The 25,614-nt window shown below is 71.0% G+C and carries 22 protein-coding genes; 5 read left to right on the top strand and 17 right to left on the bottom strand.

The window, feature by feature from the left end:
* The first annotated feature begins 100 nt into the window (after nucleotides 1-100).
* The gene (locus AB0M08_RS32015) at nucleotides 101-454 is read left to right on the top strand and encodes an STAS domain-containing protein (protein ID WP_364501332.1); all 354 of its coding nucleotides are present in this window, start codon (nucleotides 101-103) and stop codon (nucleotides 452-454) included.
* Here AB0M08_RS32015 and AB0M08_RS32010 read toward each other — a convergent pair.
* The 4 genes from AB0M08_RS32010 to AB0M08_RS31995 all read right to left on the bottom strand — a co-directional run bounded on the left by AB0M08_RS32010 (nucleotide 436) and on the right by AB0M08_RS31995 (nucleotide 5,278).
* Nucleotides 436-801, bottom strand: coding sequence for a hypothetical protein (locus AB0M08_RS32010; RefSeq protein ID WP_364501329.1), 366 nt, complete (start codon nucleotides 799-801; stop codon nucleotides 436-438). The genes AB0M08_RS32015 and AB0M08_RS32010 overlap by 19 nt on opposite strands.
* Nucleotides 798-4,361 carry an SseB family protein gene (locus AB0M08_RS32005; protein WP_364501326.1) on the bottom strand — a complete coding sequence of 1,188 codons (3,564 nt, stop codon included), beginning with the start codon at nucleotides 4,359-4,361 and terminating at the stop codon, nucleotides 798-800. The genes AB0M08_RS32010 and AB0M08_RS32005 overlap by 4 nt, the downstream gene beginning before the upstream one ends.
* A 270-nt stretch (nucleotides 4,362-4,631) precedes the next feature.
* Nucleotides 4,632-4,925, bottom strand: a complete 294-nt coding sequence (locus AB0M08_RS32000; RefSeq protein WP_364501324.1) for a WXG100 family type VII secretion target — start codon at nucleotides 4,923-4,925, stop codon at nucleotides 4,632-4,634.
* A gap of 35 nt (nucleotides 4,926-4,960) precedes the next feature.
* Nucleotides 4,961-5,278 (bottom strand): WXG100 family type VII secretion target, encoded by a 318-nt coding sequence (locus AB0M08_RS31995; RefSeq protein WP_364501321.1) that lies wholly within the window; start codon nucleotides 5,276-5,278, stop codon nucleotides 4,961-4,963.
* A gap of 142 nt (nucleotides 5,279-5,420) precedes the next feature.
* Between AB0M08_RS31995 and AB0M08_RS31990 the strand changes: the two genes are divergently transcribed.
* From AB0M08_RS31990 to rarD, 3 genes are all read left to right on the top strand, one after another.
* On the top strand, nucleotides 5,421-7,316 hold the full coding sequence (locus tag AB0M08_RS31990) for a hypothetical protein (RefSeq protein ID WP_364501319.1): 1,896 nt from the start codon (nucleotides 5,421-5,423) through the stop codon (nucleotides 7,314-7,316).
* A 123-nt stretch (nucleotides 7,317-7,439) separates the two neighbouring features.
* Nucleotides 7,440-7,820, top strand: a complete 381-nt coding sequence (locus AB0M08_RS31985) for a phage holin family protein (protein WP_364501316.1) — start codon at nucleotides 7,440-7,442, stop codon at nucleotides 7,818-7,820.
* A 91-nt stretch (nucleotides 7,821-7,911) separates the two neighbouring features.
* Nucleotides 7,912-8,829 carry an EamA family transporter RarD gene (gene rarD / locus AB0M08_RS31980; protein ID WP_364501313.1) on the top strand — a complete coding sequence of 306 codons (918 nt, stop codon included), beginning with the start codon at nucleotides 7,912-7,914 and terminating at the stop codon, nucleotides 8,827-8,829.
* 58 nt (nucleotides 8,830-8,887) lie between these two features.
* Here rarD and AB0M08_RS31975 read toward each other — a convergent pair whose 3' ends face one another.
* Nucleotides 8,888-9,589 carry a zf-HC2 domain-containing protein gene (locus AB0M08_RS31975; protein WP_364501310.1) on the bottom strand — a complete coding sequence of 234 codons (702 nt, stop codon included), beginning with the start codon at nucleotides 9,587-9,589 and terminating at the stop codon, nucleotides 8,888-8,890.
* 117 nt (nucleotides 9,590-9,706) lie between these two features.
* A complete protein-coding gene (locus tag AB0M08_RS31970; RefSeq protein ID WP_364501307.1) occupies nucleotides 9,707-10,501 on the bottom strand; it encodes an IclR family transcriptional regulator C-terminal domain-containing protein in 795 nt (264 codons plus the stop codon).
* 153 nt (nucleotides 10,502-10,654) lie between these two features.
* Here AB0M08_RS31970 and AB0M08_RS31965 point away from each other — a divergent pair, with 153 nt between their 5' ends.
* Nucleotides 10,655-11,839, top strand: coding sequence for an MFS transporter (locus AB0M08_RS31965; RefSeq protein WP_364501305.1), 1,185 nt, complete (start codon nucleotides 10,655-10,657; stop codon nucleotides 11,837-11,839).
* Between the two features lie 177 nt (nucleotides 11,840-12,016).
* On the opposite strand, the gene AB0M08_RS31960 is transcribed toward AB0M08_RS31965, so the two are convergent.
* The 11 genes from AB0M08_RS31960 to nuoF form a co-directional block, all read right to left on the bottom strand.
* Entirely contained in the window at nucleotides 12,017-12,976 is a 960-nt protein-coding gene (locus AB0M08_RS31960) for a polyprenyl synthetase family protein (protein WP_364501361.1), read from the bottom strand.
* A 135-nt stretch (nucleotides 12,977-13,111) separates the two neighbouring features.
* Nucleotides 13,112-13,567, bottom strand: coding sequence for a hypothetical protein (locus tag AB0M08_RS31955; RefSeq protein WP_364501302.1), 456 nt, complete (start codon nucleotides 13,565-13,567; stop codon nucleotides 13,112-13,114).
* 141 nt (nucleotides 13,568-13,708) lie between these two features.
* Entirely contained in the window at nucleotides 13,709-15,241 is a 1,533-nt protein-coding gene (gene nuoN, locus AB0M08_RS31950; RefSeq protein WP_364501301.1) for an NADH-quinone oxidoreductase subunit NuoN, read from the bottom strand.
* Nucleotides 15,242-15,243: 2 nt separating this feature from the next.
* The gene (locus tag AB0M08_RS31945; RefSeq protein WP_364501298.1) at nucleotides 15,244-16,782 is read right to left on the bottom strand and encodes an NADH-quinone oxidoreductase subunit M; all 1,539 of its coding nucleotides are present in this window, start codon (nucleotides 16,780-16,782) and stop codon (nucleotides 15,244-15,246) included.
* Complete coding sequence (gene nuoL / locus AB0M08_RS31940) at nucleotides 16,779-18,707, bottom strand: NADH-quinone oxidoreductase subunit L (RefSeq protein ID WP_364501295.1); 1,929 nt, start codon at nucleotides 18,705-18,707, stop codon at nucleotides 16,779-16,781. Before nuoL ends, AB0M08_RS31945 begins: the two co-directional genes overlap by 4 nt.
* A gap of 10 nt (nucleotides 18,708-18,717) precedes the next feature.
* Nucleotides 18,718-19,017: an NADH-quinone oxidoreductase subunit NuoK gene (gene nuoK / locus AB0M08_RS31935; protein ID WP_364501293.1), complete on the bottom strand. Its 300-nt coding sequence runs from the start codon at nucleotides 19,015-19,017 to the stop codon at nucleotides 18,718-18,720.
* Nucleotides 19,014-19,757 (bottom strand): NADH-quinone oxidoreductase subunit J, encoded by a 744-nt coding sequence (locus AB0M08_RS31930; protein WP_364501290.1) that lies wholly within the window; start codon nucleotides 19,755-19,757, stop codon nucleotides 19,014-19,016. Before AB0M08_RS31930 ends, nuoK begins: the two co-directional genes overlap by 4 nt.
* Entirely contained in the window at nucleotides 19,754-20,329 is a 576-nt protein-coding gene (gene nuoI / locus AB0M08_RS31925) for an NADH-quinone oxidoreductase subunit NuoI (protein WP_364501287.1), read from the bottom strand. Before nuoI ends, AB0M08_RS31930 begins: the two co-directional genes overlap by 4 nt.
* A 1-nt stretch (nucleotide 20,330) precedes the next feature.
* Nucleotides 20,331-21,695: an NADH-quinone oxidoreductase subunit NuoH gene (gene nuoH / locus AB0M08_RS31920; protein WP_364501358.1), complete on the bottom strand. Its 1,365-nt coding sequence runs from the start codon at nucleotides 21,693-21,695 to the stop codon at nucleotides 20,331-20,333.
* Nucleotides 21,696-21,706: 11 nt separating this feature from the next.
* On the bottom strand, nucleotides 21,707-24,205 hold the full coding sequence (locus AB0M08_RS31915) for an NADH-quinone oxidoreductase subunit G (protein WP_364501285.1): 2,499 nt from the start codon (nucleotides 24,203-24,205) through the stop codon (nucleotides 21,707-21,709).
* Nucleotides 24,206-24,263: 58 nt separating this feature from the next.
* Nucleotides 24,264-25,580, bottom strand: coding sequence for an NADH-quinone oxidoreductase subunit NuoF (gene nuoF, locus AB0M08_RS31910; protein WP_364501282.1), 1,317 nt, complete (start codon nucleotides 25,578-25,580; stop codon nucleotides 24,264-24,266).
* Nucleotides 25,581-25,614 lie beyond the last annotated feature (34 nt).

Genomic DNA, 25,614 nt, shown 5'->3' with positions numbered 1-25,614 from the left:
CCGTGACCAGATGAACTTTTCCGGGTCACCCTCGACGCCGGTCCATCGATCGCCCTAACCTTGCGGCTCGGCAAACGATCCGGTAACGGAAGGTCTCACGATGCCTGGCGCGACGGTAGACGTCGGCACCAGCCCCGACGGAACTCTTGTCGTCCGGCCCCACGGTGCTCTCGGCGCCGCGGAGGCGGTCGAACTGCGGCGCACCCTGGTGCACGCCATCCGCCACGACCGGCCGTTACGGCTGGTCGTGGACCTCACCGACGTGACGGAACTCGACTCCATCAACCTCGGCACGCTCGTCGCCGCCTGCCATCTGGGCGACGACCATCGCGTGGCAGTCTTCCTGGACCATCCGGCCGGCCCGGTGGCCGACCAGCTCACCGCCGCCGGCGTGCCCACCCATCGGGTACGCCACGTCGTCGAGGGCGCCGCCGGTCAGACCCGGTGCTCGTAGAGGTCCCGCACCTCGTACGCGGGAGCCCAGCCCTGGTAGACGCCGTAGTCGAACTCCTCCAGCCCGAGGCGGCGGGCGACCGGGGCGCGGCCCCCGGTGTACTCCAGACGGAGCCACGTGTCGGCCTCGGCCAGCACGATGAACGGCTCACCACGCCAGGTGCAGAGGGTCCGGACGTACGCGATCTCGTCGTACTCGTCCGGCTCCAGCACCCGGACGTAACGGCCCGGCTTGACCTCGCTGAAGCCGTCACCGGGGCGGTTCGCGTAGATCCGCACCTTGTCGCCGTCCGGCGCCGCCTCGAACTCCTGGCCCTGCCAGGTCACCACGTAGCCGTCGCGCATCACTGCTCACCCACCCGGCGCCAGAGCGGGCCGTCCGCGTCGAAGATCGCCAACATCCGCTCGTGCCCGTCCGCGTCGATGCGCCACAGCTGGGCGCCGTGCGGCAGCCGAACGCTGTCCACCTTGAACTCGGCGATCACGTCACGGCCCTCGCCCGGGGCGAAACCGTTACCGCGGAACGGCGGGCGCTCGATCACCCAGCCGTCCATCGCGCGCAGCGCCTGCTCGTTCTGACCGCCGTACGGGATCCGGTAGAGGCTCGGGCGGAACGCCGGCCAGCGCAGCACGAACGCCTCCTTGGCGTCCGGCTGGAACGGCGACTCGTCGTAGTAGAGCCCGAGCGCGCCGAACAGCTCGACCGGGGTGCGCAGGTGCTCCACCTCGGAGGCGCGGTGCACGAAGCCGGCGACCCGGTCGTACCCGCGGTCCAGGTAGTAGTCCACCTGATCGGCCGCGATCGCCTTCTGCATCACCGTGGCGTGCTGCGCCTCGTCGCTGGCCGGCTCCGGCGCGGGCACCGGGGCGGCCGCCCCCTCGGCGAGCGGGCCGTCGATCGGATCGGCACCGAGACCGGCCTCGGCGGCCCAACTGGCCAGCGCGACGATCTGGGTGCCGGGGTACTTCGCGCCCACCGGGGTACCGGGGTTGACCGCGAATGACCAGTTCTCGTCCGGCCAGTTGCGGATCAGTTCGTAGAACCGGGCACCGACCGTGCGGGTCGGCTCGCCGTAGTACTCGGAGAGCCGGTCCTTGCTGGTGAAGACGATCAGGATGCGCTCGCCGTCCACCTCTTCCGGCTGGAACGCGAACCCGGACTCGCCGGGCGCGCTGCCCGGACGGGAGTGGTGTGCCACCGGAACGAGGACCGTCGCGAGCAGCAGCGTGGAGAGGAAGACGTCGGTGTTCCCGGAGTCCGCGGCCTCCCGGAGCTCGCGCTCCACGTCGTTGGCCGGGGTGAAGTCCTCCACCGCCTGGTCGCTCTGCGGCGCGCCGGAGCCACTGCCGGACCCGGTCGCCGAGCCCGCGACGCCCAGCCCGGAGCCCGGAGCCGCGGCGGTGGACGCGTTGTAGCTGGGCAGGATCTGGGTCGCGTACGACTGCGTGGCGTACGCCGCCGCCGGACTGCCCTGCGGCGGCATCCCGTACGCGGGCCCGGGCGGCGGAGCGGCGTAGGCGGACGGCGGGGCACCGGACGGGCCGTACCCCGAGGAGACCGGCTCGCCACGGTCGGCGCCGGCCGAACCCGGGATGACCGGGGGCAGCAGGCCGGGGCGGGCGCCCTCGATCCGCGGCGTCACGCTCGGCGCCGGTCCGGACGGCCCGAACCGGTCCACGCCCGGAGCCTGGATCCGCTGGGTCAGGGCCGGGTCGGAGATGCGCTGCGTGAGAGCCGGGTCGGCACCCCGCTGAGCGAGCGACGGGTCGGTGATCCGCTGGGTGAGGGCCGGGTCCGGAGCCGGGGTACGCCCACCGGTCAGCGCCTGCGCGGCGGCGGCCATCGAGGCGGGCCGCTCCGACGGCGGGGTCACCTGCCGACGGGGAAGCGGGCTACCCGGTCCACCCGGCGCCGCGGCACCGGAGGTCGGCGCCGCCTGAGCCGCCGCGGCCTGCGGAGAGGCCGGCCCCTGCGGGAACCCGGAGTTCGACGAGCCCGAAGCCGGGCCGAATCCCGTGCCCGGAGCGCCCGGGCCACCGGGGAAGGCAGCCGGGGCAGCCGCGGCCGGGGCAGCAGGCACACCCGCGGCCGACGCGGCCGGAGCCGCCGGGAAGCCCGAGGCCGGCGCGGACGGCGTGGTGGCCGGGCTCGTTCGCGCGTTGGAGAAGCCGGAGAACGACGAGGTCGGCCCGGCGCCGGTGGTGGAGCCGGGCTGCCGCCGCGGCAGACCGGAGGCGGCCGAGCCGCCACCCAGACCCGGGCCGCCACTGCTCAGGCCGCCGGCGCCCAGTGCGGGAGCGGGCGGGGCAGGAGCCGGCGGAGCGGCGGGCGGCGCCGCGGAGGCGGCAGCCGGGAAGTCGGCCGCCGACGGCGGGGCCGACGCGGGGAAGGCTGCGGGCGAGGCCGACGCGGGGAAGGCGGCCGGCGGCGCGGAGGCCGGGAACGCCGCGGGCGGCGCCGAGGCCGGGAAGGCGGCCGGAGAAGGCGGTACCGAGGCCGGGAAGGCCGCGGCCGCCGAGGAGGGCGACGGCGAGGCGTCGGGACGACCGCCACCGATCGCCGCCCACTTCGGGTCGACCTGCGCCTCGTCCGGGTCGTAGGGCTTGACGTGCTCGGGCACCGGCGGCGTGTTCGCCATCGGCGTGCGCACCGGCAGCGGACCCTTGAGATCCTGCAGCGGTCCGCGCGGATCGTTCTCCGGCCCGAACGGCAGCGAGTCCGAGTTCCACCCGGGCGTGGCCAGGCCACTCCCGGCCGCGTTCGCGGCGGGGCCGGAGACGGGCAGGGACGAGACCGGCATGGCCGACACCGGCGCCTGAGCCGGCGCCGCGGCGGGCGGGAAGTCACGCGGCACGGCCGGAGCCTGGTACGCGGACGGAACCTCACTCGGCGAGGCCGACGACAGAGGCGAGGCCGACGGCATCGACGGCGACGGCGACGGCGAATAGGCGGACGGCGCGCCCTCGCCCGGCGACGAATAGGCGGACGGCGCGTAGTCGGACGGCGCGGTCGCGTAGTCGGACGGCGCGTAGGCCGGCGGAGCGGTCTCGGCCGGGGCCCCATAGGGCGGCGGAGCGGTCTCGGCCGGGGCCCCATAGGGCGGCGGGGCGGACTCGGCCGGGCGGCCGGACAGATCGGAGGTTCCGGGCGTACGCACCGGAAGACCGCTCGCGGTGGTCGCGGCCGGAGCCGACGGTCCACGCGTGGGCAGCCCACCGGAGGCGGCAGCGGGCGGCACGACAGGGTTCGGCCCGGTCGCCGCCGACGGCCGGCCAGCCCAGTCACCGGACGACCCGGAAGCAGAGGAACCCGGACCGGACGAGCCGGGAGCGGACGAGCCGGGACCGGGCGAGCCGGAAGCGGCGGAGCCGGGGTCGGACGAGTACGCGGATGCCGTCAGCGCGGGCAGATCGTCGTCATAGGCCGGGCCGCCCGGGCCCCCGCGGTTCGCGGCGAGCGCGGCGGCGCCCAGCTCCTGAATCTTGGAGCCGTGTGGCTCACGACCCGGGCCGCGGGTGGGCAGGCGCAGGTCACCCCGGGCCAGCTGGGCGACGAACCAGGCCGGAAGGTAGCCCTCGATCGGCAGGCCGGGGTTGACCGCCAGCCACCACTCGAGGTTCGGCCAGGTGTTGGCCAACTCCGCATACGGCACCCGGCGCGCCGAGCCGGCGTAGTCGGACAGACAGGACCGCAACGCCTCCTGCGACGTGAACGCCAGGACATGGGTGCGACCACCGGTGCTCCAGGTGCCCCAGCCGAGCGGGGCCAGACCGGCCAGCGCCTCAGCGGAGACCGGCAGCAGGAGGTCGACACCGGCGAGAATGCGGAAATAGGACTCCTGGTCGTCGGTGCGCAGCGCATCGCGCATCGCGATCTCGGCGTCCGTAGCCGGTTCCCACTCGGACACGTCCACCTCTCCCCACACGCGTGCGAACGAGCCATCTCAACGCGTATAACCTACAAGCCCGGGCCGTAATGACAATGGGCGGCAGCGCGTGAACAGCCGAGTTGTGTCCAGGTGGCACCCGGACCACGCTCACACCGGCTTAGTAAGCACGCGCTGATTCCCGGCGCAATGATCCAACAACCGATGGTAGCCGCGTCAAGCCCCCAAAGCAGCACGCGATCGGGCGACCCCGGTTTTACACGGATCGTGCCGCGCAAATCATCCGAAAGTTCACCGGAACCGCTGAGTGGCCGCCCGCTCGGTGTCGGTGTAGTCGAGGGCCGACTCCTCCATTGCGATCTTGATTCGGTGCAGGATGTTCTGCAGGTCGACCGAGGCCGCACGCCACCTGACCTGCCGTTCCGCATACGCCTCCCGCGCCGGGCCGGCCCACGCGGCGACCAGCGGGGCCGCGTCGCGTTCGAGCTGGTCCAGCGAGCCCCGCAGGGTGGTCAGCGCCTTGTCGATGTCAGCACCCGCCTGCCGGAGAGCGCCGAAGTTCACGAGCAGGAGACCGTCGTCCACCACTTCTCCCTTTCCGACTTTCTTCGTAAAACGGATTAGAGGGGCAGGATCAGGCCGCCACCGGCCCGCGTCACCCGGCCGGCCGCACCCGCGTCGGCGGCCTCGTATCCCACGCCGGCCGCCCGAATCGACGCGGCCGTCTCGGCGAGTGCGGCGCTCAGCCTGCGCAGGTCGGCCGCGTACTCCGTCTTCACCTGCTCGAACGCGGTCGCGCCCTGCCCTCGCCAGGAGCCCTCGAGCACCGACAACTCCGCCATCAGCGTGCCGAGCATCGCCTGCAGCGCGCCGTCGACCTCGTCGAATCGCGCGGCGGTGGCCGTCAGCACCGCGGACTCGGCCCGTGTCGTCACCATTGCCGATGCACCTCCGATGTGGACCGCTACGGGTGACCCGGGTTCGACGCTAGCTCCGCCTCCGATGCGCCGACAGTGCCTGTGGATAACCCCGGCCTGTGGATATCCACCCCGGCTTACGATGGGAGGTGCGAAACTGTCGATGTCCTCGGCGGGGGCGAAGGTGGTCACCTTTTCGGTCCATCGTGGACGCGTCACGGTCGTACGCGTCCATCAACTGATCGCCACGCAGCTGGCCGTGGCGGTCCTGCTCATCGCTGTCGCCCTCGGCGACGGCCTGCCGTTGGCGGCGTTCTGCGCCGCCACGACGATCGCGCTGACCTGGCTGCGCCCGCGCGGCCGCTGGGCCTTCCAGTGGCTGACACTCGCGCTCCGCTTCGCCCTGCGCCGCCGCCACACCCACTCCGACCTGCTGAAACGCGTCGCGCCCGGCACCCGCCTCATCGTCACCGAGCTCCCGGGCGGCCCGGCCGGCATCCTGATCGACCGCCTCGGTCTCACCATGCTCCTCGACCTGGGCGACAATCCACCGCAGATCAGCCCATCACCGGTCAGACCGACTCAGATCGGCCCGCCACCGCTCAGCCCCTCAACGCTCAGCCAGCCACCGCTCAGCCAGCCACCGCTCAGGCCGCTGCTGCTCGACGACGGCCGCACGAGACCGCCGATCCACACCCAACTCCTGCTCAGCGCGATCGCGGCGCCCGATCCGGAGTGCGCCGACGGCCCGATCGCCGCCTCCTACCGCCGGCTCAACGCCGATGTCATTCCCGGTCACGCCCGCGCCATCCTGGCCGTTCGGATGCCGCGCGCCGAGGGATGGACCGAGGCCGAACTTCGACGATCATTGACCGGCTTGGTGCGCAAACAGGCTTATCGCTCAGCTCCCCCTTTATCGGATTTTCTTATCGTACGAGCCCTCGCGCACTCCGCCCAGGCAGAGGCGGACGGCGACACCGGCCTCACGGAGAGCTGGACGAGCCTGCGCATCGGCGGTCTCGTGCAGACGACGTTCCAGTGCCGCCCCGGTTCCGCCTCCCCCGACCTGATCACCCGGCTGCTCACCCTGCCCGCCGCCGCCACGACGGTGAGCGTCTCCCCCGGCTCGCTCCTGATCCGCCTCGCCGCCGCCGACGAGCCCGCCCTGGCAACCGCCGTCCAGGCCCTGAATCTGCTGGCCGCCGCGGAACACGTCACCCTGCACCGCTGGGACGGCGAACAGCTCGCCGGACTCGCCGCCACCCTCCCCCTCGGCATCGGCGCCGCCGGGGTGGTCGACCCGCCACCCCACATCCCCGCGGGCCTGGTGATCGGCCTGGGCCGCGGTGGCGCCCCGGTCCTCCTCCCGCTCTTCGGCCCGCGCCCGACCCGCGTCCACCTGATCGGCCACCTCCGCACCGCCCACCTGCTGGTGTTCCGTGCCCTGGCGATCGGCGCCCGGGTCCGGGTGCACACCCGGCACCCCCGGCGCTGGCGCTCCCTGGTCCCCGCCGAGGCCCTGATCATCGGCCCCACCGACCCACCGCCGCCCGGTTCGCCGCGCCACCCGGTCCTGATCGTGCACGACCGGACCACCGACGCCGCCCCCGACCGAACGCACACCACCTCGCCGGACGCGACCGACCCGAGCACCCCGAACACCATGGCCGGCTCGAACACCATGGCCGACCCGAGCACCATGGCCGACCCGAGCACCATGAACGACCCGAGCACCATGAACGACCCGGAGAACGCGACCGATCCGAGCGGCAGGGCCGACCCGGCCGGACCGTGGCGGGCGACGCTGATCGTGCGGGACGCCGTCACCTCCGCGAGCATCGCCGCGGCCGCCGGCGCCGATCTGCTGGTCATCCAGCGCCTCACCCCGGCCGAGGCGGAACCGCTCGGCGCCGCCCTCGGACTCGGCACCGCCACCGCGCTGCTCACCCGCCTGCGCCCCGGGCTCGTCGCGGTCGTCCACCGCCGAACCGTCCGCTGGGCCCGGCTCGCACCGACCCTCATCGAGAGCGCCCTGTTCGGAGCGGCGAACGAGAGATAGGCGGCGGGAGACAGGCGGCGGGCGAGAGATAGACGGTCATATGCCGGAATCTCGAGGGCCCGCGGATGAAGATCGCGGAGTGTCGTACCCGACAGTGGCGAGGTCGTGGCACGATCCCCTGCCATGGGCATCATCATCCGACTGTTGATCACCGCAGTCTCACTGTGGATCACGACCCTGGTGATCGACGGCATCGACCTCACCGCCGACACGACCGCCGGTAAGGCCGGCACGCTGCTCGCCGTCGCGGTGATCTTCGGTCTGATCAACGCGATCCTGCGGCCGATCATCAAGACGGTGGGCTGCGGCCTCTACGTCCTCACCCTCGGCCTGGTCGCGCTGGTCGTCAACGGCCTCCTCTTCCTGCTGACCAGCTGGATCGCCGGGCAGCTCGACCTCGGCTTCCACGTGGACGGCTTCTGGCCCTCCGCGGTGCTCGGCGCGCTGCTGGTCGGCATCGTGAGCTGGGTGCTGAACGCCCTGGTCCCGGATGGCGACGACTAGGCCGGCCGAGCAGGCCACCGGGTACGGATTGGTCACGTGACCTGAAACATATGCAACGACCGTCGCTCATGCCCGACCCTACGGTGAGGGCATGAGCGACGAGCGGCGCGGATATCTGTACGGCATCACGGCGTACGCGCTGTGGGGGTTCTTCCCGATCTACTTCAAGCTGCTGCAGCCGTCGCCGCCGCTCGAGATCCTGGCGCACCGCGTGATCTGGTCCGTGGTGTTCGTCGCCCTCCTGCTGGCCGCCGCACGCAACTGGGCCTTCCTGATCCGGATCCTGCGCACGCCACGACTGCTCGGCGGGATCTCCGCGGCCGCGCTGCTGATCGGCGTGAACTGGGCGACCTACATCTACGGCGTCAACTCGTCGCGGGTGGTGGAGACGGCCCTCGGGTACTTCATAACGCCACTACTCGTGGTCCTGCTCGGCGTCACCGTGCTGGGCGAGCGCCTGCGGGCCTGGCAGTGGGCGGCGGTCGGCGTCGGCGTGCTGGCCGTCGCGATCCTGACGATCGACTACGGGCGGCTGCCGTACATCGCACTGACCCTGGCCGTCTCGTTCGGCAGCTACAGCCTGATCAAGAAGCGGATGTCGCTGCCGCCGGCCGAGGGGCTCTTCGTCGAGTCGGCGGTGCTCGCGCTGCCCGCGCTGGCCTACCTGACCTGGCTGAACCTGCACGGCGGGGCGAAGTTCGGGCACGTCTCCACCGGGCACACGATCCTGATGCTCTTCGCCGGGGTGGCCACCGCGATCCCGCTGCTGCTCTTCGCCGGCGCCGCCAACCGGGTCCCACTGGTCGGCCTCGGCATCCTGCAGTACATCGCGCCGATCCTGCAGCTCGCCTGCGGCCTGCTGATCTACCACGAGCCGATGCCGGCCGCCCGGCTCGCCGGTTTCGCCCTGGTCTGGATCGCCCTGATCATCTTCACCGTCGACGGCCTCCGTACGGCACGCGTCACCGCGCGGCGGAACCGCCAGGAGCCGGCCGGCTCGGTGGCCTGACCCGCTCCGAGCCCTGACCGTCTCGGCGGCCGGGCCAGCCCGTGTTCCGAAACACGGGCTAGCTCCGCGGCTTGTAGGTCAGCATGACCTTGCCGTCGAAGCGGACCAGGTCGAGCCGGTCCAGGCTGGTCATCGCGATGTGGGTGACCCCGGGGACCTTCGACTCGCTGCCCGGCTGGGCGACCCAGGAGCCGAGCTGCTCCTCCTCGTCGTCCGGCCCGTACGCGATCAGCTTGAAGGTGTACGGCTTCTCCGCCTCGTCGCTGTACGAGCAGGTCATCTCGACCTTGGTGCCACCGGCCGTGCTGCTGAGCCGGATCGTGGCGCTGATCGGCGACTTCTCCTGCGTCGGCGTCATCGCCACGGCGGGTCCGGTCAGCTGGCCGGTGTCCGTGTCACCCCCGCGCATCACCCAGGCGGCGACCCCACCCCCGAGGATGAGCACCAGGACCGCGGCCGCGAACGTGCTGACCAACCTGATCGGAAAGGTGCGCACGGGTGCGGGCCTGGGCTGCCGCGTACCCGGAAAGCTCGTGGAGAAGGGTTGAGATCCACGTGGCGGCGACAGGGACGGGTCCAGTAGTCGCACGAACTCGTCCGCGTCGAGCCGGTCCAGCATGTCCGGCACCCGGGAGAGATCCGCCACCGCCTCGCGGCAGAACGAACAGGTCGCCAGATGGCTCTCGTAGGCCGCGCGCTCCGCCGGCGACAGCGCGCCGAGGACGTACGCGGCGTCGTCGTGCCCGTCCTCGCACCGCATACGTTCCGCCTCCAACCGGCTGCCCTGTGTTCGCACTGTGGTACGCGATTCACGCCGAGGAGGTTCAAAGAACTCTTAAAGCCGCATGTCAAGCTGTAGCGATTCGGTAACAGGAGTTCAGGCGGTCGCGGACTCCCCGCCGGAGAGGGCCTCGGCCACGTTGCGCGCGGCGGCGGTGAGTTTGGCCCGGACCACGCGCGCCGAGGTCAGCATCTCGGCGGCCGGCATCGAGCAGGCGAGCACGAGCCGGCGCTCCATGTCCCGGTCCGCGACGACCACCACGGCGGCCGACGCCAATCCCTGCCGGAATTGACCCATCTCAATCTGCATTCCGCGGCGTTCACCGGCGGCGAGATCTGTCTCCAGGGTGTCCGGAGTGGTCAGGGTCGCGGGCGTGAACGACCGCATTCCGTAATCGCGCAGATACCGAGAGCGCTGATCCGGGGTGAGCGTCGCCAGCAGCGCCTTCCCCAGCGCCGTGGCGTGCCCGCCCTCGTCGAAGCCGGGGGCGACGTCGTCCAGGAACGGCGACCGGGCACCCTCGGCCGACGCGGTGACGGCTATCCGACCGCCCACGAACCGCCCGAGATAGTGGCTGTATCCGGTATCTATCGCGGCCCGGCGCAGGGCGTCGCCGACCGCGGGCGGGCCGCGGAAGGCCGACACCAGCTCGCGATACCGATCGGCGATCTCAAGTCCGACGATGTACGTGCCGTCCTCGCGACGGATCACGTAGCCCTCGTAGGCCAGCGTGCGCACCAGGTGATAGGTGGTCGCGACGGTCAGCTCGCAGCGCCGGGCGATCTGCTTCACGGTCAACCCGCGTGGCGCACGACCGACGGATTCGAGCACCCGCAGCGCGCGTGACACGCTCCGAATGAGATCTGACGGCTCCGCTAGGGGGTCACGCACAGCTACCTCCGAGGCCAGGGACTTACACCATATGAAGAAACGTCCGTCGACGGAATGCCAAAAGCATGTGGATCACGGTCGATTTACACGGCGCGTGTGATCAATGGAACTGTCCGCGTCCGATCGTGCCCGAATCGGCTTACTCTGCGTGGGATGCCAACCGCTCCGACGCACCCCCAGCCGACCGCGACGACCAGCGGAAACGCTGTACGGGCGACACTGGGCGCGCTGACCACCACGATTTCTGTTTCGATACCGGTCTTCCTCGTCGGTGGACTGGCAGTTCAGATCGGCGACGAGCTCCATTTCTCGCCGACCGGCCTCGGGCTCGTCGTGTCCGCCTACTTTGGAGTCAGCGCGCTCGTCTCGGTGCCCGCCGGTGCCCTCGTCGAGCGATTCGGATCAACACCGGTTTCGCGTACGGCCATCGCCCTCTCGGCCACCACGCTCCTCGCCGTCGCGGTCGGCGCGCGTTCACTGTGGAGCCTCCTGGCGATCCTCGCCCTCGGGGCGGCCGCCAACGCGATGGGGCAGCTCGCGAGCAACACCAGCCTGTCCCGGCACGTACCCGCCCATCGACAGGGGCTGACCTTCGGCGTGAAGCAGGCCGCCATCCCGGTCAGCACGCTGCTGGCCGGCGCGGCGGTACCCGCGGTGGCCCTGACCGTCGGCTGGCGCTGGGCGTTCGTCCTCGCCGCCGTCCTGTCCGCCGCCGCGATCCTGCTGGTCCCGGTCGACGGCCCGGTGCAGCGGCGGTCCCGGGAGTCCGGACCGGCCACCGGCGCCCTGGTGGTACTCGGCGTGGCCGCCACCCTCGCGGCCGGCTCCGCGAACGCCCTCAGCACCTTCCTGGTCTCCTCCGCCGTACGGCACGGCATCGCCCCCGGCCCCGCCGGGCTGGCCCTGACCCTCGGCGGCGCGATCTGCGCCGCGGCCCGGCTCACCGGCGGCTGGCAGGCCGACTCCCGCCCGGACCGTCAGGTGGGCACCATCGCGGCCCTGCTGGCGTGCGGCGCCGCCGGGCTCGCCCTGCTGGCCTTCCCCGGCGAGCTCACCCTGCTCCTCGGCGTGACCCTCGGCTTCGGTTTCGGCTGGGCGTGGCCGGGCCTGATGAACTTCGCGGTGGTACGCCTGCACCCTCAGGCCCCCGCCGCCGCCACCTCGATCACGCAGACCGGTGTCTACGCGGGTGGCTGCGTCGGACCGCTCGGCCTGGGCGCGGTCGCCGACCTCGCCGGCTATCCGGCGATGTGGACGACCGCCGCCGTCGCCATGGTGCTCGCCGCCGCCCTGATGCTCTTCGGCTCCCGCCTGCTCTCCCGCCACACCGGGCCGTAGCGCGGCTCCCGGTCCTGGCTGGCCCTCAGGGGTGCCTCACACGCCCTGAGGGACCCCTGAGGACCAGCCGAGGACCGCAGGCGCGCCAACGGCCGGGAGGGGGCACGGCGTCCGCGACCCCGTGGTCACGCCGCCTTTTGAGCGCGGCGGGTGCGGGGAGCGCGTACCGGAAGGGATTTAGCTTGATCGATCGGCGATGTAATCGCAGAGGGATTCCATCGCGCGCTTGGCCTCGCCCGCGGGGAGCGGGGCCAGGCGGGCACGGGCCTCCTCGGCGTAACCCCGGACGGTCTCACGGGCCCGCTTGAGGGCGGCGGACTCGCGCAGCAGCGTCAACGCCTCGGCGTGCAGGTCGTCGTCGGTGATCGGGCCGGCCGAGAGGAGCTCACGCAGACGGACCGCGGACGGGTCGGCGTCGTCGTCGGCCAGCGCGTAGAGCACCGGCAGCGTCGGGACGCCCTCGCGCAGGTCGGTGCCGGGCGTCTTGCCGGACTGGTCCGACTCGGAGGCGATGTCGAGCAGGTCGTCGGAGAGCTGGAAGACCAGGCCGATCAGTTCGCCGTACCCGGCCAGGGCCTCGACGTGCTCCGGCGCCGCACCGGAGAACAGGCCGCCGAACCGGGCCGCGGTGGCGATCAGCGAGCCGGTCTTGTCCGCGATGACCTGCAGGTAGTGCTCGATCGGGTCGGTGCCGCGCGGGCCGGCGGTCTCGGCGATCTGGCCGTGCACCAGCCGGGAGAAGGTCTGCGCCTGCAGGTGCACCGCCTCGGTGCCGAGCTTGGCGGCCAGCTCCGCCGCCTGGGCGAAGAGGTAGTCGCCGACCAGGATGGCCACCGAGTTGCCCCAGCGGGCGTTGGCACTGGGCGTGCCCCGGCGAACCGGGGCCTCGTCCATCACGTCGTCGTGGTACAGCGTCGCGAGGTGGGTCAGCTCGACCACGTTGGCCGCGTCGATGAGCTCGGGCCGGGCCGGGTCGCCGAACTGGGCGGCCAAAGCGACCAGAATCGGGCGCAGCCGCTTGCCTCCCGCGTCGGCGAGATGCCGCGCGGCCTCGGCCACCAGTGGGTCGGCGCTCGCCACGTGGTGGTGCAGGGCCTCTTCCACGGCGGCCAGCGTCGCCGACACCGACGCGTCCATGGCCGGATCGACGTCGAGGCCCAGCGACGACAGCGTCATATCACCGGTGCTCACCACGCGTTCACGATGCCATACCCGCCGAAGTGTTTCAGTCCCAGGGGTGTCCACAACAAGATCCAAAATCGGACAGAAAGATCAGTTCTTCGGTACGGCGGCCCGGATGGCCCGGTATGCGTCCCAGGGCACGGCCGGACGGGCCAGATCGCGGCGCTCCAGGTACCGGCGAGCCGTGACGCGCATCTCCCGGGCGAGGCGGAGCGGCTCGAGCCTCCCGGGCTTCCGGCCACCCGCCGGCCCGACCAGTCGCGACGGCCGCAGCAGCCGGCTCACGCCGTCGTGCTCCAGGACACCCCGCACGTTGGCGTTGTGGAGGCTCGCGAGCGCGTCGTCGTGCCGATGGACCAGCAGGGCGGCCGGACCCGCGGCGACCGGGACGCCCTCGGGTACCGCGACGCGGTAGCCGGCCGCGCCCGCCGTGATCGTCGTCCGGACCAGCAGCGGTGCGCCGTCCGCGTCCACGGCGGTCAGCACTGCGGCGGCATAGACGTCGGTGAACCTGGTGATCGGCCAGTCCAGGTACTTCCGGCTCACCGGCCGGCGCTCCATGACCAGCGCCCGGAGCCGGCCCGATCCTAGATGGACGTATTCCCGGCTCAGGGGGCACGAAACCGGACAAAGACAGTGGCCCCGGCGGGATGCCGGGGCCACTGATCTGCCGTGATTGACGACCGGTCAACGGACGAACTGCGACGCCTCCCGGGTCAGGTCGATCAGCTGGGTCGGCGACACCCCGAGCACCACCGTGACGATCACCCCGAGGGCCAGCGAGGCCGAGGTGAGGAAGCCCGGGATGGAGACCGACGGGGTGCTCTCGCCCGGCTCGGAGAGCCACATCAGCACGACCACCCGCAGGTACGGGAAGGCCAGCAGCATGCTGGTGATCACGCCGAAGATGACCAGCCAGGCCTGGCCGCCCACCCAGGCCGCCCCGAAGACCGCGAACTTGCTGCTGAATCCGCTGGTCAGCGGGATGCCGGCGAAGGCCAGCAGGATGAAGGTGAAGACGCCGGCGAGCAGCGGGCTCTTCCGGCCGATACCGGCCCACCGGGAGAGGTGGGTGGCCTCGCCGTCCGAGTCCCGCACCAGGCTGATGATCGCGAACGCCGCGAGCACCGAGAAGCCGTACGCCACCAGGTAGAACATCGTGCCGCTCAGGCCGTCCTCGTTGAGCGCCAGCACGCCGACCAGCAGGTAACCGGCGTTGGCGATCGACGAGTAGGCCAGCAGGCGCTTCATGTCGGTCTGGGTGACCGCCAGGATCGCGCCGACGAACATGGTGAGCACCGCGATCACGCCGAGCACCGGCTGGAAGTCCCAGCGCACGCCCTCGAAGGCGACGTAGAGCACCCGCAGCAGGGCCCCGAAGGCGGCGACCTTGGTGCAGGCCGCCATGAACGCGGTGATCGGCGTCGGGGCACCCTGGTAGACGTCGGGCGTCCAGACGTGGAACGGGGCCAGCGCGCTCTTGAAGAGCAGGCCGATCGCGAGCAGACCCAGGCCGGCGTAGAGCAGGGTCTGGCTCTGCTGCGGGCTCGCCACCGCCTGGTGGATCGCGCTGAGCTGGACGGAGCCGGCGAAGCCGTAGAGCAGGGCGACGCCGAAGAGGAAGAAGGCGGAGGCGTACGACCCGAGCAGGAAGTACTTCAGCGCGGCCTCCTGGCTCAGCAGACGCCGGCGGCGGGCCAGCGCGCAGAGCAGGTAGAGCGGCAGCGAGAAGACCTCCAGCGCGACGAACATGGTGAGCAGGTCGTTCGCCGCCACGAAGAGCAGCATGCCGCCGAGCGCGAAGCTGGTCAGCGGGTACACCTCGGTCGCGCCGGGCCGGCCCGCGGCCTGCCGGGCGTCCTTCTCCGAACCGACCACGATCGCCGCCTGGGCGACGAACGCGCCGCCCGCCTCGACCGTCCGCTCGCCGATCAGCAGCAGCGCGCCGACCCCGAGCAGCAGGATCGCGCCCTGCAGGAAGAGCGTCGGCCCGTCCACCGCGACCGCGCCGCCGACGGTGACCGCCCGGGTGTCCCGGTGCATGATCACCTCGACCAGCGCCGCGACGATCCCGAGCAGCACCAGCGACAGCTGGACCGCGTTGCGGGACCTCCGCGGGACGATCACCTCCAGCAGCACCCCGAGGCAGGCCACCCCGAAGAGGATCAGCATGGGCGACAGCGCGCCGTAGTCGATCGGGGGCAGTTTGAGCTCGCCCATGGCTATCGGCCTGCCTTTCCGTTGGCGACCGCCGCCGGGGCCGGATCGGTCGTGCCGACTTCCTGCATGGTCGCCTGCACCGCCGGGTTGATCACGTCGGTGACCGGCTTCGGGTAGAAGCCGAGCACCAGGAGCAACACGATCAGCGGGGCGACCACGACCTTCTCCCGCAGGGTGAGGTCTTTGGCCATCTCGGGCCTCTCGGCCAGGGCCGGATTGAGGGTGCCCTGGGTGGTCCGCTGGATCATCCAGAGCACGTACGCGGCGGCCAGGATGATGCCGCTGGTGGCCACCACCGCGTACGCCTTGTGGGTGCTGAACGTGCCGAGCAGCACCAGGAACTCACTGACGAACGGGGCGGTGCCGGGCAGCGCCATCGACGCCAGACCGGCGAAGAAGAGCACCCCGGCCAGCACCGGGACCAACCTGCCCGCCCCGCCGAAGTCGCTGACCAGGGACGAACCGCGCCGGGCCACGAACATGCCGACCACGATGAAGAGCAGGCCGGTGGCGAGGCCGTGGTTGACCATGTAGAGCACCGCACCGGTACCGGCCTGGGTGGTGAAGGCGAAGATGCCGATGCCGATGAAGCCGAAGTGCGCGATCGACGTGTACGACACCAGCCGCTTCAGATCGTTCTGCCCGACCGCCAGGAGCGCCGCGTAGATGATCCCGATGACCGCGATCACCAGCGCGGCCGGCGCGAACCAGCGGGACGCCTCGGGGAAGAGCGGGAGGCAGTACCGCAGGATGCCGAACGTGCCGACCTTGTCCATCACGCCGACCAGCAGCGCGGCCGCGCCCGCCGGAGCGGCGCCACCGGAGTCCGGCAGCCAGGTGTGGAACGGGAAGAACGGCGCCTTGATCGCGAACGCCACGAAGAAGCCGACGAAGAGCCAGCGCGCGGTGTCCGTGTCGATCGACTGCGCGGCGGCGGCCAGCTCGGTGAAGTCGAAGGTGTGCCCGCCGGCCGCCCAGAGCCCGATCACCGCGGCCAGCATGAAGAGCCCGCCGACCAGGCTGTAGAGGAAGAACTTCACCGCGGCGTACTGCTTCTGGCCCTCGCCGAAGGAGCCGATGATGAAGTACATCGGGATCAGCATGATCTCGAAGAACACGTAGAAGAGGAAGACGTCCGCCGCGGCGAACACCCCGATCATCGTGAACTCGAAGGAGAGCAGCAGCGCGAAGTAGACCGGCGCCGACCGGCGGCCCTGGTCCACGTCGTGCCAGGACGCCAGGATCACCACCGGGAAGAGCACCGTGATCAGCATCAGCATCACCAGCGCGATGCCGTCGGCCGCGAAGGTGAAGTTCGCACCCCAGGCGGGGATCCACGGGTACGACTCGTGGAACTGGAAACGGTCGCCGTCGACGCTGAACGCCACCCACATGAAGATGCTGAGTACCAGCGTCACCAGCGAGGAGATCAGCGCGACCAGCTTGGCCAGCTCGGCCTTCTCCCGTGGGATGCAGGCCACCGCGATCGCCCCCGCCAGCGGCAACAGCGTGAGGATCGACAGGTAGGGAAAATCTGTCACGCGAACCACCCCAGCTGAATGGCGAGGAAGGCGCCGACCACGAGCATGGCGCCGGTGAGCATGGAGAGCGCGTACGAGCGGACGAACCCGGTCTGCAGCCGCCGGAGCCGCGCGGAGCCACCACCGACCGCCGCCGCCAGCCCGTTCACCAGGCCGTCGATGCCCCTACCCTCGAGGTAGACCAGCGCCCGGGTGAGGTAGATGCCGGGACGCTCGAAGACCGCCTCGTTGAACGCGTCGGTGTAGAGGTTCCTGCGGGCCGCCGTGACCACGAACCCGGCCGGCTCCGGCTCGAGCGCGGTGCCCTTGCGGAACAGCGACCAGGCCAGACCCGCCCCGAGCAGGGTGACCAGGATGGAGAGCACGGTGATCACGGTGTGCGAGAGGACGCCGTGCGCCTCCGCCTCCTCCGCGCCGAAGACCGGGGTGAGCCAGTCCGGCACCGTGGTGCTCATCACCCAGCCGGCCCCGATCGAGCCGATCGCCAGCAGGATCAGCGGGATCGTCATGATCGCCGGGGACTCGTGCGGGTGCTCGTTCTCCTCGGTCCAGCGGGCCGGGCCGTGGAAGGTGAGCACGAAGAGCCGGGTCATGTAGAACGCGGTCAGACCGGCACCGATCAGCGCCGCCATCCCGAACGTCCAGGCCTGCCAGGTCTCCTCGCGCTCGAACGCGGCCGCGATGATCGGCTCCTTGGAGAAGAAGCCGGAGAGCGGCGGGATGCCGATGATCGCCAGCCAGCCGGTCGCGAAGGTCAGCCAGGTGATCCGCATCTTCGTGCTCAGAGCGCCGAAGCGGCGGATGTCGACCTGGTCGTGCATGCCGTGCATGACCGAGCCCGCGCCCAGGAACATGTTCGCCTTGAAGAAGCCGTGCGCCAGCAGGTGCACGATGGCCAGCGCGTACGCCGCCCCACCGAGCCCGACGCCGAGGAACATGTAGCCGATCTGGCTGACCGTGGACCAGGCCAGCACCCGTTTGATGTCGTCCTTCGCCGAACCGATGACACAGCCGATCAACAGCGTCAGCGCCCCGACCGCGACCACGATCAGCTGCAGCGTCTCGTTCGCCGTGAAGATCGGGTTGGACCGGGCGATCAGGTAGACGCCCGCGGTGACCATGGTGGCCGCGTGGATCAGCGCCGACACCGGGGTCGGGCCCTCCATCGCGTCCGGCAGCCAGGCCTGGAGCGGGAACTGACCGGACTTGCCGCACGCGCCGAGCAGGAGCAGCAGGCCCATCGCCAGGACGGTCCCGGAGGACATCGCGGCGACGCCGTTGAAGACGCCCGCGTAGTCCACCGTGCCGAGCTGGACGAACATCAGGAAGACCGCGATGGCCAGGCCGGCGTCACCGACCCGGTTCATCAGGAAGGCCTTCTTGCCCGCGGTCGCCGCCGACGGCTTGGTGTACCAGAACGAGATCAGCAGGTACGACGCCAGACCGACGCCCTCCCAGCCGAAGTAGAGCAGCACGTAGTTGTCGCCGAGGACGAGCAGCAGCATCGCCGCGACGAAGAGGTTGAAGTAGCCGAAGAACCGCCGCCGACCGGGGTCGTGCTCCATGTAGCCCACCGCGTACAGGTGGATCAGCGAGCCGACACCGGTGATCAGCAGGACGAAGACCCCGGAGAGCGGGTCGAAGAGCAGGCCGAAGTCGACCTTCAGCCCGCCGACATCGATGAAGTCGAAGAGGTTGAGCTCGGCCGACCGCTGCGCGGCGTCGAGGCTACCGAGGTTGATGAAGAAGGTCAGCCCGAGCACGAACGAGGCCGCGACCGCGAGGACACCGAGCCAGTGCCCCCAGCGGTCGGCCCGCTTGCCGAGCAGCAGCAGGATCGCTGCGCTGGCGAGCGGGATGGCCACGAGCAGCCAGATGCCGCTCAGCACTCCCGTCGCGGGGGCGTACTCCACTGTCTGTTCCACGTCGCGCCCTTCAGTACTTCAGGAGGTTCGCGTCGTCGACGCTCGCCGAGCGCCGAGTACGGAAGATCGACATGATGATGGCGAGGCCGACCACGACCTCGGCGGCGGCGACGACCATCACGAAGAACGAGATGATCTGGCCGTCCAGGCCGCCGTTGATCCGGCTGAAGGTGACCAGCGCCAGGTTCGCCGCGTTCAGCATCAACTCGATGCACATGAACAGGACGATCGCGTTGCGGCGGATGAGCACCCCGGTCGCGCCGATGGTGAAGAGGATCGCGGCGAGAACGATGTAGTAGTCAGGAGTCACTTCTCGGTCCCCTTCGGTGCGACCTCGCTGGCGGTCAGTTCCCGGACCGGCAGGATCGGCGAGATGCTCCGCTCCGAGCCGTTGCCGTCGGGCAGCCGGCCCGGCGCCGCCACCGACATGGTGTTGGCGTAGATGCCGGGGCCGGGCTTCGGGCCGGGGTAGTTGCCGGGGCGGAAACGCTGCTTCATCCGGGTCACCTGGTCGAGCTTCTCCTCGGCCGGCCGCTCGACGTGGGCCAGCACCATCGCGCCGACCGCCGCGGTGATCAGCAGGGCCGAGGTGACCTCGAAGGCGAAGACGTACCGGGTGAAGAGGAGGGCGGCCAGGCCCTGCACGTTGCCGTTCTGGTTGGCCGCGTCCAGGCCCGCCGTGGGGGTGTCCCCGAGTGCCCGCGCCAGACCGGTTCCGATCAGGCCCGCGAAGCCGATGCCGAGCACCACCGCGGCCAGCCGCTGGCCGCGGAGCGTCTCGATCAGTGAGTCCGAGGCGTCCCGGCCGACCAGCATCAGCACGAAGAGGAAGAGCATCATGATCGCGCCGGTGTAGACGATGATCTGCACGAAGCCGAGGAACGGCGCCGAGTTGATCACGTAGAAGAACCCCAGGTTGAGCATGGTCACGACCAGCCAGAGCGCGGAGTGCACCGCGTTGCGGGCCAGCACCATGCCGAGCGCGCCGATCACCGCGAGCGACCCGAGGAGCCAGAAGGCGACCTGCTCGCCGGTGGAGACGTGAGTCATTCCGCACTCCCCTGCGTCTCGGAATCGAGCGCCCACGGCGCACGCTCGGCGCCCGCCGAGGTGCCCGGGTTGGTCAGCGCGCCGACGTAGTAGTCCTTGTCGGTCTCGCCGAGCCGCATCGGGTGCGGCGGCTGCTCCATGCCGGGCAGCAGCGGGGCCAGCAGCTCCTTCTTCGTGAAGATCAGGTCCTGGCGGCTGTCCCGGGCCAGCTCGTACTCGTTGCTCATGGTCAGCGACCGGGTCGGGCAGGCCTCGATGCAGAGCCCGCAGAAGATGCACCGGGCGTAGTTGATCTGGTAGATCTTCGCGTACCGCTCGCCCGGTGAGAACCGCTGCTCGTCGGTGTTGTCGCCGCCCTCGACGTAGATCGCGTCGGCGGGGCAGGCCCAGGCGCAGAGCTCGCAGCCGATGCACTTCTCCAGGCCGTCCGGGTGCCGGTTGAGGATGTGCCGGCCGTGGTAGCGCGGTGCCGGGGTGGGCGGTGTGAACGGGTAGTCGGTGGTGACCACCTTGCGGAACATGTGCGCGAAGGTCACGCCGAAGCCCTTGAAGGAGCCGGTGAAGGTACCCACGTCACACCTCCTTCGCGTCTTCGATGGGCCCGGCGTCGCCGACGGTGGCGGGGGTTCTCTCGGCCACCGCGCGGCGGGCGCGTGGGCTCGGGGGGATCTGCAGGTCCATCGGCGGAACCGGGAAGCTGCCCGGTGGGCGCCGGGCCAGCTCCTCCTCGATGGAGCGCTGCCGCGGCTTCTCCGGCGACGGCCAGCGCCAGGCGACGATCAGGATCACCAGGACCACCGCGATGGTCGAGCCCCAGCGGGCCTCGTCGGAGAGGGCACCGCTGCGGGCGACCTTGTAGTACGCCAGGAAGAGGATCCAGACCAGGTTGATCGGGATCAGCACCTTCCAGCCGAAGCGCATGAACTGGTCGTAGCGCATCCGGGGCAGCGTGGCCCGCAGCCAGATGAAGCCGAAGAGCAGGGCGAACACCTTGAGGAAGAACCAGATCAGCGCGAAGTACCCGGAGCTGGCACCGGCCCAGATCGCGGTGATCGGCCAGGGTGCCCGCCAGCCGCCCAGGAAGAGCGTGGTGCAGAACGCCGAGACGGTGATCATGTTGATGTACTCGGCGAGGAAGAAGAGCGCGAACTTGAACGACGAGTACTCCGTGTGGAAGCCGCCGACCAGCTCGGACTCCGCCTCGGGCAGGTCGAACGGCGCCCGGTTGGTCTCACCGACCGCGGCGATCAGGTAGATCACGAAGCTCGGCAGGAGCTGGAGCGCGTACCAGCCGGGCATGGTGATCTCGGTACCGAAGATCGTCGTGGGATCGCCGCTGGCCTGGGCCGCCACGATCTGCGAGGTGCTCATCGAGCCGGCGGTCATGAACACCGCCACGATGGAGAGGCCCATCGCGACCTCGTACGAGATCATCTGCGCACTGGAGCGGAGGCCGCCGAGCAGCGGGTACGTCGACCCGGAGGCCCAGCCGGCCAGCACCACGCCGTAGACGCTCATCGAGGAGCAGGCCAGCAGCACCAGCACCGAGACCGGTACGTCGGTGAGCTGCAGCGCGGTCTGGTGACCGAACATGTTCACCACGCCGCCGAACGGGATCACCGAGAACGCGGTGAACGCCGTGGTCGCCGAGATGACCGGGGCGATGAAGTAGACCACCTTGTCGGCGGTCCTCGGGATGATCTCCTCCTTGAACGGCAGCTTCAGGCCGTCGCTCAGCGAGGTCAGGTAGCCGCGGAAGCCGACCTGGTTGGGACCGGGCCGGACCGCCATCCGGGCCACGACCTTGCGCTCATAGTTGATCGTGAAGAGCGTCAGGATCAGCAGCAGGGCGAAGAGCCCGACCAGCTTGATCAGCGTGATCCACCAGACGTCCTGTTCGAACGTCTGCAGGGTCGGATCCTGGGCGTGCGCCGCCAGCAGCAGCGGGCTCATCGCTCAACCCCCTCGGCGAGGATCGGGCCGGGCAGGCCGGCGGAGAGCCGGACCACCGCACCGGCGGTGACGCCGAGGCTGCGGCGCACCGTCGAGCCCGGCGAGTTGGTGGGCAGCCAGACGACCCGCGGGGGCAGGTCGGCGACCGCGGCCGGCAGGGTCACCGAGCCGCGGTCGGTGCGGACGGTGAGCAGGTCGCCGTCGCCGACGGCGAGCTCCTCGGCCAGCTGCTTGCCGAGCCGGACCACCGGCGGCCGGGCGGTGCCGGCCAGCACGTCGTCGCCGTCGGTCAGCGAGCCCAGGTCGATCAGCTGGTGCCAGGTGGCGAGCACGGCGGCCCGCTCGTCCGGCTCCGCGACCGGCGCGGGCGCCACCTCGGGCGCCGCCGGGCGGGCCGTGCTCGCGGGCATACCGCCCAGCTCACGGCGGACCGCCTGCACGTCGCCGGTGTTCAGCGTGGTGTCCAGCAGCGCGGCGATCGCCTCCAGCACCCGGCCGTCGGTCATCGCCGTACTCCCGCGCAGGACCGTGGCGAAGGACCGCAGCCGGCCCTCCCAGTCCATGTAGGTGCCGGACTTCTCCACCGCCGGGGCGATCGGCAGCACCACGTCGGCCCGCCGGGTCACCGCGCTCTCCCGCAGCTCCAGGCTGACCAGGAACGGCACCGCGTCGAGCGCCTCCTCGGCGAGCCGGGGGTCGGCCAGGTCACCCGGGTCGACACCGGCCACCAACAGGCCGCCGAGCGTGCCGTCGGCCGCCGCCGCGATGATCGCGTCGGTGTCCCGGCCCACCCGGCTCGGCAGCACGCCGGAGCCCGCGTCCCAGGCGATGGAGAGCTCGGCACGGGCCGCCGGATCGGTGACCGGACGGCCGCCCGGGAGCAGGTTCGGCAGGCAGCCGGCGTCCAGCGCGCCACGGTCACCGGCCCGGCGCGGCACCCAGGCAAGGCGTGCTCCGGAGCGTTCGGCCAGCGCCGCCGCCGCGGAGAGCCCGCCCGGCACCTCGGCCAGCCGCTCGCCGACCAGCAGCAGACTGCCCGTCTCGCGCAGCGCCCCGGCCACGGCCGGATCGGTGTTCAGCACCCGGGCCTCGTCGCCGGGCACGCAGCTCACCACGCTCGCGCTCAGCTTCTCGAAACCCCTTGTCGGGTACGGCGAAACGGCCGTGACCCGAAGCCTCCCCCGCTTGGTCGCCTTGCGCAGCCGCAGGAAGAGGATCGGGCACTCCTCCTCCGGCTCCAGCCCGACGATCACCGCGGCGGGCGCCGCATCCACGTCGGCGTACGTGACCTCGGAGATCCCTGCAACCGAGGCGGCCAGGAAGTCGGCCTCCTCGGTGACCCCGAGCGGCGATCCGGTGGCGCGCACCGGACGGGCCCGGAAGTCGATGTCGTTGGTGCCCAGGACCAGCCGGGCGAATTTCGCGTACGCGTACGCGTCCTCCACGGTCAGCCGCCCGCCGGTCAGCACCCCGACGCCGCGTTCCCGGGCCGCCTTCAGCCCCTCCGCCGCCGCGACCAGGGCCTCGCTCCAGGGGGCTTCGCGCAGCTGCCCGGTGCGCGGGTCCCGGACGAGCGGGGTGGTGATCCGGTCGGTGGCCGTGGTGTAGCGGAAGCCCCACCGGCCCTTGTCGCAGTTCCACTCCTCGTTGACCGCCGGCTCGTCACCGGCCAGCCGCCGCAGCACCTTGCCCCGCCGGTGGTCGGCCCGCTGGGCGCAGCCGGCCGAGCAGTGCTCGCAGGTGGTCGGCGAGGAGACCAGGTCGAACGGGCGGGCCCGGAAGCGGTACTGCTCCCCGGTGAGCGCGCCGACCGGGCAGATCTGCACGGTGTTCCCGGAGAAGTACGAGTTGAACGGCACGTCGAACTCGCCCTCGCCGACCTGCCCGTCACCGGTGCCGGAGCCGCCGAAGAAGTCGTCCCGGTACACGTTGATCTGCTCGCCGGAGGAGCGGTCCATCAGGTCGATGAACTTGTCCCCGGCGATCTCCTCGGAGAACCGGGTGCAGCGCTGGCAGAGCACGCAGCGCTCCCGGTCCAGCAGCACCTGGCTGGAGATGTGGATCGGCTTCTCGTACTCGCGCTTCTGCTCGACGAACCGGGAGTCGGCGCGGCCGGTGCTCATCGCCTGGTTCTGCAGCGGGCACTCACCGCCCTTGTCGCAGGTCGGGCAGTCGAGCGGGTGGTTGATCAGCAGCAGCTCCATCACGCCGGCCTGGGCCTTGGCCGCCACCGGCGAGCTGAGCTGGGTCTTCACCACCATGCCCTCGGCCACCGTCTGGGTGCAGGAGGCGACCGGCTTGCGCTGGCCCTCCACCTCGACCAGGCACTGGCGGCAGGCGCCGGCCGGGGCGAGCAGCGGGTGGTCACAGAACCGGGGGATCGCGATGCCCATCCGCTCGGCGACCCGGATGACCAGCTCGCCCTTCTCGGCCTGGACCTCGATCCCGTCGACGGTGAGGGTGACCAGATCCGTCTTCTTCGCTACGTCCGTCATGCTGTTCTACCCTCCGATGCGGACTGCGGGGCTTGCTTCGCTGCGCTCCTCGCTCGCATCAGTGGGCCCCCACCAGGCTCTTCTCGGACAAGCGGGGTGCCGTACGGCCCTCGATGTAGCCGAGGTAGTCGTCCCGGAACCACTTCAGCGTCGAGACGACCGGCGTCGCGGCGCCGTCGCCGAGCCCGCAGAAGGACCGGCCGAAGATGTTGTCCGCGGTGTCCTGCAGCGTGTCCAGGTCCGCCACGGTGCCGTGCCCGGCGAGGATCCGCCGGTACGTGCGCACCATCCAGTAGTTGCCCTCCCGGCACGGGGTGCACTTGCCGCACGACTCGTGGTGGTAGAACTCCAGCCACCGCCACGTGTTGTAGACCGGGCAGTCCTGGTCGGAGAAGATCTGCATCGCCGTGGTGCCGAGGATCGAGCCGGCCGCGGCGACGCCCTCGAAGTCCATCGCGGTGTCGATGTGCTCCGCGGTCAGCAGCGGCGTCGACGAGCCGCCCGGCGTCCAGAACTTCAGCTCGTGTCCGGGCTGCATGCCGCCCGCCAACTCGATCAGCTCGCGGAGGGTGATGCCGAGGCCGCACTCGTACTGACCGGGATTGACCACCCGGCCGGAGAGCGAGTAGATCATCGGGCCGGCCGACTTCTCGGTGCCCATGCTCTTCCACCAGTCGGCGCCGCCCAGCACGATGTACGGCACGCTGGCGATGGTGCCGACGTTGTTGACCACCGTCGGGCTGGCGTAGAGGCCGGCGATCGCCGGAAAGGGCGGGCGCAGCCGGGGCTGGCCGCGGAAGCCTTCCAGGGAGTCGAGCAGCGCGGTCTCCTCGCCGCAGATGTACGCGCCGGCCCCGCTGTGCACCACCAGGTCCAGGTCGAACCCGGAACCGAGGATGTTCTTGCCGAGGTAACCGGCGGCGTACGCCTCCTGGACCGCGTTGCGCAGTCGCCGCGCGGCGTGCACCGCCTCACCGCGGATGTAGATGAAGGCGCGGTTGGCCCGGATCGCGTACGAGGCGATGATCGCGCCCTCGACCAGCGAGTGCGGGTCGTACGTCATCAGCGGCAGGTCCTTGCAGGTGCCCGGCTCGCCCTCGTCCGCGTTGATCACGAGGTAGTGCGGCTTGCCGTCGCCCTGCGGGATGAACCCCCACTTCAGGCCGGTGGGGAAGCCGGCGCCGCCGCGGCCGCGCAGCCCGGAGTCCTTGATCAGCTGGATCAGGTCGTCCGGGTGCACGTCGAGCGCCTTGCGGATCGCCTGGTAACCGTCGAGCCGCTCGTAGACGCCGATCTGCCACGCGTCCGGCGAGAGCCAGCGCTTGGTGAGAACCGGGGTCAGCTTCTGCAGGACCTCCGGCCGGGGCTCAGTCACTTCGCCTCCTCGCCGCGAGCGGGCTTGGTCTTGG

Origin of the sequence: Actinoplanes sp. NPDC051851 (assembly GCF_040681165.1) — a bacterium.
Taxonomy (GTDB): domain Bacteria; phylum Actinomycetota; class Actinomycetes; order Mycobacteriales; family Micromonosporaceae; genus Actinoplanes.
The sequence above is the reverse complement of the archived record's forward strand: the minus strand, read 5'-3'. Positions and strand labels throughout refer to the sequence as shown.